Genomic DNA, 12414 nt, shown 5'->3' on the forward strand with positions numbered 1-12414 from the left:
GAATGGTATAGTTATTAGTGTATATTAGTTTAATTCTACGGTAAATAAATATATGAAGCAAAGGCTGTATTTAAAAAACGAGCTTAATACTGATTTCGAAGCTATTGCAAAAGCAGCAGAACTGATTGAAAGCGGCGAATTTCAGACTGATCAGATTTCGATACTTCCCATTGGCGCAAAACAGAGGGCTTACGCAAAGGATATCAGTAATTTTTCATTTTATTATTCAGATAGTAAGCGTAAGGAGTGTTTAACCATAGAGGTTAACCAGGAGGGATTTTACGACATGCTTCCCGAAGGCTTGTTTCATCTTCCGCCAACCGGAAGTGCAGGCTTGTCCGAAGAAGAGATGGTCGAAGATGTACAACTGAGACGGGCAGAGGAGAAAGACGCCAGAAAATTCTTCATGCCCTTTGAGGCTGAAGTCAATTATCTGAAAACTGTATTGCAGCTTTATGAGAACAGACTGGATAAAAGGACAACTTACAATGACCTGACCAATATCTTTACTGCTGAATGGAAGGAATTCGAACTACTGGACAGAGAGCAGAGTATTATCTGGATGCATTTTCTGCCTATTATCCATCAGAAACGTAATGACCTCAAATTTCTTGGACAATTACTTACTGTGCTTTTTAAAATTCCTGTCAAAGTAATTTTAAAAAGCACAAATGTTAAGGAGGCACCGATAGATGATGAATTGCAATTCAGATTGGGTTCAGGTGCTTTAGGTATAAATTCAATCATTGGAAGCAGTTTCTTAACTGATGAAGAGGAGGTACAGATCAATGTAGGTCCTGCACCGATCAGTAAACTAGTCAATTTCATGCCAGGCACAGCACATGCTCATCTGATAGATCTGGCTGTGTCTTATCTTTTACCTGTTGAAACAGAAGTCAGTACTTATCTGATTGCTGATGAGCAGAATAAGATAGGCTCTCTGGGGGTTGAAAGTGATAATGCTTATCTGGGTTATACCGTATATCTTTAATTCAGCAGCAACCTGTAATGAATGTTCATGGTACTTCGGATTTCCAGTTTTGATTTAGTGAGGCTGAGCATAGATTTCCATTCTTCTTCATTTAACTCATTCTGATGTGCCGGGGTAATCAGAATATCAGTGGTTTTAAGAAATCCTTCCTTTGGATTTTGTGCTGGTATAAGGCCTTTACGAATGGTTACTGTCTTTATCTTGCCACCCAGCTCATAGAAACAGAAATTAATAATATCCGACTGCGTTACCAGCCTGTTGCCAGTAGTAAGTCCGTATTTATAAGCCTGGACCCTGTTCGTGGCATTTAATCTTGACCTTCCGCCTTTTGAGTTGCTCAATAAAATAAGGCTCTCAGGAATGATCTTACTGCTCTCAAACGCTTGTAGTGTACTTCCAGATCTGATCTGGTTACCAAGCTCTGCATTGGTTGACCAAAATTCAAGAAAGAGTATATCTGCATTATTCAGCGGCTTGACAATAATATAGTTCAGCAGTTCTTTAATGGCAATTAGTTGTGCTTTTGTTTTTTGCTCAATAATAGAGATGTTTTGTTCCAGTTCTTTTAAGGAACTATTGAGGAAATCAGACCCATAAGCTGAGAATGCAGCTTTCTCGTCCCTTAATAATTCAAAAAGATAATCTACAATTTCCTTTGCGTTTCGGTTGTCGAAACGTTCAGATCCACCATAACGAATTGAATAAGAACCTGCATTAGTATCATCTTCATGGTTGTGCGGAATTTCAGTATAGGCATTTCCGAGTTTGTCTGTCAGCGAATGGACGCATAAAAACTGATCATGATCCTGAAGTTTGATGGGCATAATATTAGTCATCATCTTGAGACGATGTTTAAAATCATGTAGTCTTTTATTGACTACGGGAAACCCATTGATTGAAACATGCAATTCATCCAGCATAACTTCTGTAATAGCAGCTGGGAAAACAACTTTAAGCCAGAGCATAGGTTTTTTGAAGCTGGTGAGGGCTGTCTGAAATGTAGTTTCGAATTCCTTAGGATAAAGCTGTAAGTAAGGTTGTTCGGGAAATATATTTTCTTCATCTACAGTGAGAAATCTGTTGGAGTAGAACGCTTTAACATCTTCTGTAATCAGGTTTAATATATCCTGGTTTTCAAAAGGAGATTGTCTGTCATGCGCCGGGTCTATATAGAATTTATCCATAGACAGGTTTAAGGGCAGATCGTTTAAAACCCATTTAGTTAAACTAAGCAGATCATAAACACTATCATTAACGACGTAATTCCGCCAGTCAAAATAGAAATTGAGACCAGTGAGCTGCGCCAGTGCCGGTGGATTTTCTATACCAATATAGAGTGTATTTTTATCCAGGGCTTCTGCTGGGTTACTATGGTTAAGTAATGACTTATTGTGTTGATTGTCAATTTTAAACAGGTTTGTTCCATTGGCCAGGTAAGCTATCGTTGAATTGAAAATTTTAACAGGTTTTAAAGGACTGAAGAAGATATCGGTTGTGTTTTCCCCGTTGCTTTCATTTTTGTCTTTTAGTCTTTTCTTAAAAAAAAATTGTGATTTCGTATCTACAATCTCTGTTGTTTCTATAGAACGCGCATGAAGAATAGCATGGGCAGGTAGGGCAGAGGTCAGTGTGTCTGAAGCTAGAATACGTGATATTCTGTCCAGAATCCTGTTTTCCAGATTTTTTACATCATTTGAAACATTGAATAGTTCTGTGCTCAGGGCTTCAATTAATAACTTGACCATGGGATCAAAATCATTCGTGTTTTTTATACCCCAATAGTCCAGTGCATTTTTTAAAATTCTATTCCTGATTTCATCTTTTGAAGAGTAAAAAATATGTTTCATCCTGTTTATATTATTTTTATCGGTGATGAAGCTGCCATAAAAAATGGCGGTTCCATCCTGTTTGTATTGTGTCTAATGATATGTTGATGTCGTGCTGTATATAAAACAGTTCAATGTTTCCTTAAAATAGAACACTATAGCTAGCTGGATAATGGACTTAAGAATAAGCCAGTGTTAAAATAATACTTTTCTCCTGTAATATTCATCTTACCCCGGATAGAAATGTCCACTTTTTTCTTTATTTCTGTAACATTTTTGAAAGAAAATTTCTTTTCTACCTCACTCATATTAATCTCTACCTCTACCTGGTATAACCTAGGCTCATATTCGGTAATAGACCTTAATAACGACTGTCTGAACTTTTCTTCCCAGGTAGTCTCACTCACTATCAATTCGAAATCCAGGTCCCATATTTCGCAGCCAAAGCTTCTGTTATGCCTGTGTTCCCCATATCTGGTGAATATAATCAGTTCTATATTTTGTGAGATAGACTTGCCTAAGTCTGTTTCTATCAGGTCTTTGTTTTCCAGAATGTTTTTTAATCGAAATGGTTTGTTGTATAAGTAATCTGACATATGAAAATACTTAAGTGGAACAATAATTGGTAAACGGTTAATCAATATTACGTCCAAAAAATACAATTACGGACATAATGGGAATAAAACTTAATAAACATGTTATTATAATTTAATTTTTTACCCTCTCAGTCTGACCATCTAATATTTACCCCTGATGAAACCTATAAACGCTCTGGAACTAAACAAGTCATACCGGCTATTTATTTTTAACTTCATTGCCCTTACTGTTTTTGCAGTTCTCTGTGTTTATCTTTTTTTTGCGTCTTCAAAGTATGAGTATCAATTACTTGAAAAGGAAGTTAAACAGACTGACCAGCTTCTTGCCAAAAGAAAAGATATCAATACCAGGTTTGATATGATCCTGCTGAGATTCAAACAGCTTTCAAAATATACTTCTATTAATTCTGAGGAGATGAACAACCAGGCTATTATGCTGGAAGATATTCAGAATGCGAATTTTAAGATCAAAGAAATTATCAAAAAGGAGCAGTCACCAGTAAGCAGTTTTCTTTTATATAAGAAAATGACTGATGATGTATCCCAGATGGCCGGCATACAGGATTCATTATTCACAACCAGATTTCAGATAGAAAACGTCAAGACCCAACTTGACGGATGCTTTAAAACGAACCAGTCTGCTGCAAAGAAAATAAGAGGAGGAAGATTTACCAGGTAATTATGATTAAACTAAGTATTAAAGAACGAAGAGAACAGTTCCTGTTTTTTATCGGAATATTTCTGTTCACCACTGCGCTGTTGAGTTTCGGGTTATTTTATGATTATAACGACGGACGCATGGTTTCTAAGAAAGATCTTGCCGATAAGCTCGAACAGAATGCAGATTTTGAAAAAACTGTTAAAGAACAGAGACCTACTGTAGACACAAGCTACAAATCTATCATGACTTTTGATCCCGGGGTACAGGCTGTTTTCCTGGAAAATGATATCAAAAACTCTTTGGCTTCCATTAAATCGAATTATGATAGGAAAGCCTATGATCAGCGCTATAAAACCTTTCTCCAGGTTTCCCAATTATACAGTGCACTGTTTTATAACAGGCGTGAGCTTAAAGGGAATAGAAATGATATGGACAGGTTAAATAAATCACTCGAAGACTGTAAACTCTCTACTCGTCAGCTAAGACAAACAATAGGTAGCGTAAGTAATAAATAATAAACCAAAACATAAACATATGGCCGAGACTAATACTAGTAATGGAAAATCAGTAAGCAGTAATTCACAGGGATATATATTTCTGTACATTTTTATTGCAATTCTGATCATTGCAGCCCTTATCTTTTTATTAAAGAGTTCGTTTTTTGATAAACGTACAGTGGATGCAAGGATTTTAAAAGATGAGATGTACCTGAATGAGGACCTTGTATTTACTGATAATACAAGAAGTGCGAAAAAATGGCTCTGGGAGTTCGGAAACGGGGCAAAATCTACTACACAAAACGGAAGTTACCGTTATCAGAAATCAGGATCTTATATTATCAGATTAACTGTTGACGGAGAATTAAAAGAACAGTTTCCAGTGACTGTGCGTGATACTGTTATTGCCGCTCAGGATACTATGGTCACGATCAGCGGACCTACCTCCGGGGTGGTCAATGAGGAAGTCAGGGTTGAAGCCGAGGGGAAAGCCAATCAGTTTGAATGGTCTTTTGGAGAAACCAACAGGGTTGATGTGAAGGGAAGAACAGCTTTGTACACTTTCCATACACCGGGTAAATTCCTGGTGAAGTTAACTACAGACAGAAGCCACAGACCTATTTACCACACTATTTTTATCACAGACCCGAATGCTGAGCTGGAGACTGATATGGTGGTACCGGGTGAAGGAGAGCGTAAGGTAATTGATGATATCAGGGCCCGTTTACAAGCCATCGCCAACGGAGCAGATTTTAATACAAATTATTACTACCTGATCCGTAAGTATATGTGTAACAACGAAAAGGTTACTGTAGCTGTAGAACAGGACAGTATTAAAAAATCGAGTGATTTTTATTCTTATTGCATGGGACTGACTTTCGGCGGAGAGATTGTCGTGGATGAAGCGCAATTAACTATCAGCCCTAATTCTGCCTGCGCGACCCTGGTTAATATTAAACAACACTCAGCCAATACCGTAAAAAAATAATCCTATGAAAAGAGTTATATCCCTCACTATATTGATTGCCCAGACTGCTTTTGTGATGGCCCAGTCGCCGTCTGCATTTGGGAAAAAAGTTAAATACATGCCTAAGGCTTATGCTAAACCATCAGCCAATACCAATCTGGGCGAAGATGGTGGTAAAACCAGTCTTCCCTGGATCGTTTTCTCGGATAGAGATGAGAATTACACGACGACTGCTCCGGGAGGAAGTCTGATTATGAAAAAGCTGAATTTTATGGAACCTTTCTATGTTTCAAAAGAAGAAAACGGCTATCTCAAACTGATCAAATACAAAGCTGGAATGATCAGGGGAAGAAAGATCAATGATAAGAAAAGCGCTATAAGTTATGGCTGGATCCCAAAATCCAAGTTATTATTATGGCAGAGATCTTATTCGAACCAGAAAACAGGTTATCCTGAGAAATCGATCGCTATTATTACTGGTAAAGTACCTTTAACAGAATCTAAGTTTTATTATGATAATACAGATTCAGCTTATGTTTATAGTTCTCCCGAACTGAAGAAAAAGGTGACAAAAGTGAGGTTGCATGAGATCAGTTATATTTTTAAAAAATCTGAGGATGGTAAGAAATACCTGATCGGCAATGAAGACCAGCTGGTAGCTGATAGTGCCAGGAAAAGTATTTATGGCTGGGTAGCAGCCGATGCAGTGCATAGCTGGGGAGACCGTCTGTATCTGACCCCGTCAAAAATAAATTCTTACGAACAGAGCGATTCAGTCTCCATGGCTTTAAATGGTGTACATATGGATCCGCTTTTGTCAGCAAATGATATCATTCTGAGAAGTGCCCCGGTGGTGGCTGATGATGGTGCTGGAAACTATACTTTAGGTGTAGCCAGTGATGTTTATGATAAATCTAACAATAAACTGATTACGATTAACGGATCGACACTTTCCTATCTGACTTATCTGGATCTGAGAAAAAATATCCATCAGATCAATGTGATTTTTGTGGTAGATGGAGGTAGTCCGATGGCAAGATATTTTTCAGGGTTAACGAATACTATTCAGTCTTTTGAGAATATTTTTAATGATTATGGTAAAAAGCACAGGATAAATTATGGTGCTGTGGTTTATAGAAATGAATTGCAGGGAACATTAGCCACTCCGGCAGTTTCGCCTGATTACAGAAAATTAATGAGTTTCCTTTCCACTGAAGCAAAGAAAACAGAAAGATTTAATGGAAGAATTTCGGCAGAACCTGTTTTTGAAGGGGTTAAGGCAGGTCTAAACTTAATCAAAAATCATAGAAATGAAACCAATCTGATTGTATTAATCGGAAGTACAGGAAATGAAGTAACTTCTTCTTATAAGCTTAGTCAGCTGACTGAAGAATTTGCAAGGGCAGATGCGAGATTACTGGCTATCCAACTGTATAGTGATTACGATCAGCTGTTCAATAATTTTGTGCTACAATCTAAAAAGCTAGTTTCTGAAGCTGCTGTGTATTCGGCGGATAAAAAGAAGAGGTTTTTAGTCAAAGGAGAAGGTTTGAATAATACCCAGGCTTATAATACCAGCAGATTGGATTCAATTTCTTATTATCTGGATTATCCCAAGAATAGTCTGATCCAGGGTGGAGTAGTTTTCCCAACTAAGGGCTCAGTGAATTCGAATGAGTCTATGAACATTGCCATGAGACGTTTCATCAAAGAAACTGATATGGACATCAATAACCAGGTAAGTTCTTTAGACAGCGCCTTCAGGTTAACCGGTATAGCCAGGAAAAATCTCTCGCCAATTGTAGAGAGCCAGTTGAGTGCCCCTGTTGGTGACGAGGTTGCCGATAAAATGCCGCATAATGGATTTAAGTATTATATGACATCTTCTGTTCATTCGGATATCGTGTCCAAGAATAAAGATTTATTGCAATATGCTTTGATTCTGAACAGTATGGAGTATAAACAGATCAATGATATCTTTTCATTAATGATCGGTCAAAATCTCCAGGCGGATCAGTCTTCTTTCAGAAGAAATCTGCAGAAGAATTATTTTAACATTCTGCGTAATTTACTGGATATGAATATTTCTAAAGGTCACATCAAAACTTTGACTCTGGCTACCTATTTTAAAATGGTGACAGGTTTACCGTTAACCAATGAACTGTTAAGTAAGTATACCGTATCAGATTTGAAAAATCAGAGTAAAATGCCGCAGGCAGATTTCGAATCTTATCTGAAATTCCTGATCAATTCTAACGAACAGATTAAAAGAGGTACGCAGATTGGACAGCAGTTTAATTCTAATGGAAAGAGCTACTACTACATCACGGAACAGAATTTCAGTCAGACTCCGGCTAAAGAAAATCCGGTAAAAGAAAACCCTTAGTTTCAATATTATGAGTCTTACAAACATTAGTGAATCTGTAAAATTAGCCATCAGGGTTGCGCAATCTCTGGCTAAAGAATATCATAATCCTGAATTTACTGCTGCACACCTGTTGAAAGGTTTAATGCATAAGGAAGTTGGGTTGAGAGGTTTCCTGTCTTCGATAGGAAAAGATGAAGAATATATCAGCGAATGGGCAGAAGTCAGGATTGAAGAACTCGAGAAGTTATCTTCTTCAGCAGAGGAAGTAAAAGGCAGTCCGGAAATTGCGAAGGTTTTTGAAGAGGCCGACCTGGTAAGAATTAAACTCGGACTGGATTTAATTACACCGGTATGTGTGCTGACAGCTTTATGTAAGCCGACTGTCGGGTTTAAACCAGATCAGCTGAAGTCATTTCCGATTAAAGAAAAAGAGTTACTTGATCTGTATCTGAAAGATGAAGAGTTACAGCAGGTTGTGGCGCCAGCCTCTGGTACAGCGAAAGCAAATAAAGGTGCCGGGACAACCGCCCTGCATAAATATTGTATTGACAGAATTGCATTGGCCAGAGACGGTAAAACTGATCCTATTATAGGCAGGGATAAGGAAGCAAGGATGATTATGGAGATCCTGTGCCGCAGAACGAAACCTAATGTGATTATTACGGGAGATGCAGGCGTTGGTAAAACAGCATTGGTAGATGGTTTTGCACAGGATATTATCGCAGATAATGTACCTGAACTGTTGAAGGGTGTACAGCTTTTTGAACTGGATCTTGGCTCTCTGATTGCCGGAGCTTCCTATAAGGGAGAAATTGAAGACCGTCTGAAGAATATACTGAAAGAAATCAAACAGTTTGATAAGGCTGTTCTGTTTATAGATGAGATCCATACTTTACTGGATAATAAAGGTCCGATTGGCGGAGGTGTAGGTAATTTATTGAAACCTGAACTGGCCAGAGGGGAGATTACTGTCATTGGTGCAACTACAATTGATGAGTATCGTAAAATTATAGAGCCAGAGCAAGCTTTCAGCAGAAGGTTTGAGGTTTTGCAGGTGAATGAACCGAACGAAGCGTCGGCCATCAAAATGCTGGAAAAACTGACAGTTAAATACGAAGAACATCATCAGCTTAAAGTACATCCTGATGCGATCCCCGATTGTGTAAGACTAGCTAAACGGTATATGAAAGACCGTAGGCTCCCTGATTCAGCTTTTGATCTGCTGGATCGTTCCATGGCTGCGATCAAGATGATGAACGATACTTCTGATAAAGTTCTTGAAGAATTAACACAAACGCTTGCCGAATTAGAACTGTCTGATATTGATGAAGAAGCCGAACTGACAGATTATAAATGGCTATACAATCAGTTACAGGATAAAGTAAGTCCTGTCCTGCTTGGTCAGCTCACTGATGAAACGCAGGTTGAAGCCTTTGAAACTGCCGATGAATATCACCAGTATCTGGCTAAAAACCTGGATGCACTGAAGATTTTGGCTGAAAGTAAATCAGATGAAGTTAGCAAACAGGATATAGCTTCTATCGTTTCTTATAAAACAGGTATTCCATTAGGAAAGATCCAGGCCCAGGAGAAAGAGAAATTGCTGAATATGGAACAATTCCTGAAAAGGAGAGTGGTTGGTCAGGATCAGGCACTGAAGGCTGTTTCGGATGCAATTCTGGAATCCAGGAGCGGATTAAACAAAAAAGGACAACCCATTGGTTCGTTCTTCCTTTTAGGTCCTACAGGAACAGGAAAAACAGAACTGGCTAAATCTATTGCTGAATTTTTATTCAATGATGAAAAAGCAATGATCCGTTTTGATATGTCTGAATTTAAGGAAGAGCATTCGGCTGCATTATTATATGGAGCACCTCCGGGATATGTCGGTTATGAAGAAGGAGGACTGCTGGTTAATAAAATCAGACAGCAACCGTATTCGGTACTATTATTTGATGAAATTGAGAAAGCTCATCCATCTGTTTTTGATACCTTTTTACAGATCCTGGATGAAGGACATATGCACGATAGATTAGGAAAAGAAGGTGATTTTTCAAATTCACTGATTTTGTTTACTTCTAATATTGGCAGCGAATGGATTGCCGAACAGGTAAGTAAAGACGAGATTCCAACTTCACAGCAGCTGATGGAAATTATGTCCCGTCATTTCAGGCCTGAATTCTTAGCCCGTTTATCTGAAATTGTTCCGTTTGCACCTATCAGTGAGCGTAATGTAGTCCGGATATTTGAGATCCAGTTAAAGAGCCTGATTGATGCTTTGCAAAAACAGGGCATAGCTTTTGAGATTGAAGAAGAAGCGACAAAAATGCTGGCTCTGAGTGGTTTTACTCCTAAATATGGAGCAAGACAGCTTTCGGGGGTGATCCGGAATGAGCTCAGAAGACCGATCTCAAAATATATTATTTCCGGTGAATTAAAGAAAGGTAATACAGTTGTCGTTAAGAAGCATGCGACAGAAGACCGTCTCGAATGGAAGATCATTGAGCAAAGCCCTGTAACTGAACTAGAAAACAAATTATAAGTTAAAACGTTTTTTAAAATTAAATTCAATATTTTTATTATTAATAATTCATAAACCCTTAAATATCAATACTATGTTTAACTATGAAATAGGTGGAAACGAAAGAAAAATTGATACCTCAGAAGCATTCGCAGATATTGCCCATAATAAAACACTATTTATACAAAAACTGACGGATAATGAGCCAATCAAGCCGGAGAAAGTAGAAGGATTAAAAACAGTTCAGGAGGTTTTTAATCACTATAAACCGAAAGTTAATGTAGCATTTGAAAGACAGGATGGTTTACCTGTATCAGAAACACTGCATTTTAATAACCTGGGAGATTTTTCAGTGAAGAGTATCATTAACCAGAGCACACACCTGAATAACATCAATATTGAACGTGAAATGTCTCTGAATGTGATTAAGCAGCTTAAATCTAATAAAACATTAAAATCGACATTGGATGATGAGGAAACAAAACATGCCTTCATCAGTGCTTTGAAGAATTTCGTGGCCGAATTAGAAGAGAATAAATAGATCAGGTAATACATAGGTAGATTATAAAATATATTATGGCAACTCCAGAAGAACAAAAAACAGGACAGGATTCGGCTCAGGCGGCTGGTTTTAAACCGGCAGAGAAAAAGGAAAAACTTTCTCTCCAGGAGAGTCTGGATAAACTGGCAAGAGTAGGTGGTTTTGATTTATTGGAAGCAACGGTAGATGGTTTGCAGAATTTAAATCCAGAAAGAAAAGCAAGGAAACAAATTTTTCTGACAGGAGATGAGAAGAAAAAGGAAAGAGAAGAATTAAAGAAGAAAATCCAGCTTTGGATTGACGTATTGGAGGATTCTGATTCTGTGGCTTCCATGACTACAAAAAGTACTGAGAAGTTACTGGCTGCAGAAGAAAACCTGAATAAAAATATAGCTTCGGCACTGGAAACAACCAGGGAGCTGGAGCAGGCTTACCGTTCTGTTAATTTATTCTATCAGAATACTGAAGCAGACAAATTGAAAAATGTTGTATTGCTGAATGCTTCAATGGATCAGATTAAAGATCTGGACAATCCAAGATTTGTGGATTTTGTAAGTGATGAACTGAAGCAGAAATATGATCGTCTTGATCTAAGGGAAAATTATTCCCTGATGGTTATTCCAGGTTATATGGGTTCTAATAAAGTAGTAGAGAAGTGGGGTAAGGTTGCTTATGAAAATAAAGCGATGCTGGTGACTGACTTTGCAGACCTGGATCAGCCTGATGATGTGATTGATTTGTTTACGGCAGCAAATTTAACAGGTGCAGATGCTTTCAGATCGAATGTAATTATGACTTGTAACTGGCTGGTTGGCCGCGGAAAAGTAAGTGAGGTAGGTGAAGAAGATGACCTGACGGTTCCAGGATCAGCAGCGTTAGCAGGGAAAATGTATTATACGCTGATGTCACAGGTTACAGCAGGTAAAAAACATGGTGCGATCAACGATATTGACGGAGTGAAATTTGATCTGAAAAAGAGTGAAATTTCTCATCTGGAGCGCATTGGTTTGGTTCCAATGGTCAACGAATATGGAAAAGTAATGGCGTTCTCGGCCAAGACTTTATTTAACGGAGATAATATTGGTTTACAAACTTACTCGGTAGTACGGGTGTTTGATTATGTGACTAAGGTTCTTTTTGATTTCTTAAACAGAAGGGCTTTTGAAAACTGGACTTCTAAAACTGAACAGGACCTTCGCGGACAGATTGTGAAATTCCTGGATAGTATTCAGGGACCTGACCGTTTAATTGAACGTTTTAAAATCATGCGTTTTGAACGTGATGATTTACAGAAAGATAAAATTCACCTGGATATCCATATTACCCCTTATTTTCCTGCTAAGAGTTTTGTAGTGAAACTTGACGGACAGAAAGGGGAAGACGAAGAGACTACCTGGAGTTCAGAATACGCACAGCAGTAATTTTAATTTTCTGCGCTAAAAATAT

At 38.0% G+C, this 12414-nt stretch carries 10 protein-coding genes; 8 read left to right on the forward strand and 2 right to left on the reverse strand.

Annotation, left to right across the window (positions count from 1 at the left end):
- Nucleotides 1-52: 52 nt before the first annotated feature.
- Nucleotides 53-991, forward strand: coding sequence for a type VI secretion system baseplate subunit TssG (locus HDF25_RS02765; protein WP_184622503.1), 939 nt, complete (start codon nucleotides 53-55; stop codon nucleotides 989-991).
- Here the strand turns inward: HDF25_RS02765 and HDF25_RS02770 are convergent.
- A complete protein-coding gene (locus HDF25_RS02770) occupies nucleotides 988-2838 on the reverse strand; it encodes a type VI secretion system baseplate subunit TssF (RefSeq protein WP_184622505.1) in 1851 nt (616 codons plus the stop codon). The genes HDF25_RS02765 and HDF25_RS02770 overlap by 4 nt on opposite strands.
- Before the next feature lie 140 nt (nucleotides 2839-2978).
- The gene (locus HDF25_RS02775; protein WP_184622507.1) at nucleotides 2979-3413 is read right to left on the reverse strand and encodes a GPW/gp25 family protein; all 435 of its coding nucleotides are present in this window, start codon (nucleotides 3411-3413) and stop codon (nucleotides 2979-2981) included.
- Nucleotides 3414-3570: 157 nt separating this feature from the next.
- Here HDF25_RS02775 and HDF25_RS02780 point away from each other — a divergent pair, with 157 nt between their 5' ends.
- The 7 genes from HDF25_RS02780 (at nucleotide 3571) to HDF25_RS02810 (ending at nucleotide 12389) form a co-directional block, all read left to right on the forward strand.
- Entirely contained in the window at nucleotides 3571-4092 is a 522-nt protein-coding gene (locus HDF25_RS02780; RefSeq protein WP_184622509.1) for a hypothetical protein, read from the forward strand.
- Nucleotides 4093-4094: 2 nt separating this feature from the next.
- Nucleotides 4095-4589 (forward strand): type VI secretion system transmembrane protein TssO, encoded by a 495-nt coding sequence (locus HDF25_RS02785; protein WP_184622511.1) that lies wholly within the window; start codon nucleotides 4095-4097, stop codon nucleotides 4587-4589.
- 19 nt (nucleotides 4590-4608) lie between these two features.
- Nucleotides 4609-5559 (forward strand): PKD domain-containing protein, encoded by a 951-nt coding sequence (locus HDF25_RS02790; RefSeq protein ID WP_184622513.1) that lies wholly within the window; start codon nucleotides 4609-4611, stop codon nucleotides 5557-5559.
- 4 nt (nucleotides 5560-5563) lie between these two features.
- The gene (tssR, locus tag HDF25_RS02795; RefSeq protein ID WP_184622515.1) at nucleotides 5564-7924 is read left to right on the forward strand and encodes a type VI secretion system protein TssR; all 2361 of its coding nucleotides are present in this window, start codon (nucleotides 5564-5566) and stop codon (nucleotides 7922-7924) included.
- A 10-nt stretch (nucleotides 7925-7934) separates the two neighbouring features.
- Nucleotides 7935-10448, forward strand: coding sequence for an ATP-dependent Clp protease ATP-binding subunit (locus tag HDF25_RS02800; RefSeq protein ID WP_184622517.1), 2514 nt, complete (start codon nucleotides 7935-7937; stop codon nucleotides 10446-10448).
- 73 nt (nucleotides 10449-10521) lie between these two features.
- The gene (locus tag HDF25_RS02805; RefSeq protein ID WP_184622518.1) at nucleotides 10522-10968 is read left to right on the forward strand and encodes a hypothetical protein; all 447 of its coding nucleotides are present in this window, start codon (nucleotides 10522-10524) and stop codon (nucleotides 10966-10968) included.
- 35 nt (nucleotides 10969-11003) lie between these two features.
- Entirely contained in the window at nucleotides 11004-12389 is a 1386-nt protein-coding gene (locus tag HDF25_RS02810) for a DUF5458 family protein (RefSeq protein WP_184622520.1), read from the forward strand.
- Nucleotides 12390-12414: the final 25 nt, after the last annotated feature.

This window comes from Pedobacter cryoconitis (assembly GCF_014207135.1).
Taxonomy (GTDB): domain Bacteria; phylum Bacteroidota; class Bacteroidia; order Sphingobacteriales; family Sphingobacteriaceae; genus Pedobacter; species Pedobacter cryoconitis_D.

Excerpts from the sequence above, each read along its gene's own strand:
- HDF25_RS02765 (WP_184622503.1), top strand. The coding sequence starts at position 53 with ATGAAGCAAAGGCTGTATTTAAAAAACGAGCTTAATACTGATTTCGAA.
- HDF25_RS02770 (WP_184622505.1), bottom strand. The coding sequence starts at position 2,838 with ATGAAACATATTTTTTACTCTTCAAAAGATGAAATCAGGAATAGAATT.
- HDF25_RS02775 (WP_184622507.1), bottom strand. The coding sequence starts at position 3,413 with ATGTCAGATTACTTATACAACAAACCATTTCGATTAAAAAACATTCTG.
- HDF25_RS02780 (WP_184622509.1), top strand. The coding sequence starts at position 3,571 with ATGAAACCTATAAACGCTCTGGAACTAAACAAGTCATACCGGCTATTT.
- HDF25_RS02785 (WP_184622511.1), top strand. The coding sequence starts at position 4,095 with ATGATTAAACTAAGTATTAAAGAACGAAGAGAACAGTTCCTGTTTTTT.
- HDF25_RS02790 (WP_184622513.1), top strand. The coding sequence starts at position 4,609 with ATGGCCGAGACTAATACTAGTAATGGAAAATCAGTAAGCAGTAATTCA.
- tssR (WP_184622515.1), top strand. The coding sequence starts at position 5,564 with ATGAAAAGAGTTATATCCCTCACTATATTGATTGCCCAGACTGCTTTT.
- HDF25_RS02800 (WP_184622517.1), top strand. The coding sequence starts at position 7,935 with ATGAGTCTTACAAACATTAGTGAATCTGTAAAATTAGCCATCAGGGTT.
- HDF25_RS02805 (WP_184622518.1), top strand. The coding sequence starts at position 10,522 with ATGTTTAACTATGAAATAGGTGGAAACGAAAGAAAAATTGATACCTCA.
- HDF25_RS02810 (WP_184622520.1), top strand. The coding sequence starts at position 11,004 with ATGGCAACTCCAGAAGAACAAAAAACAGGACAGGATTCGGCTCAGGCG.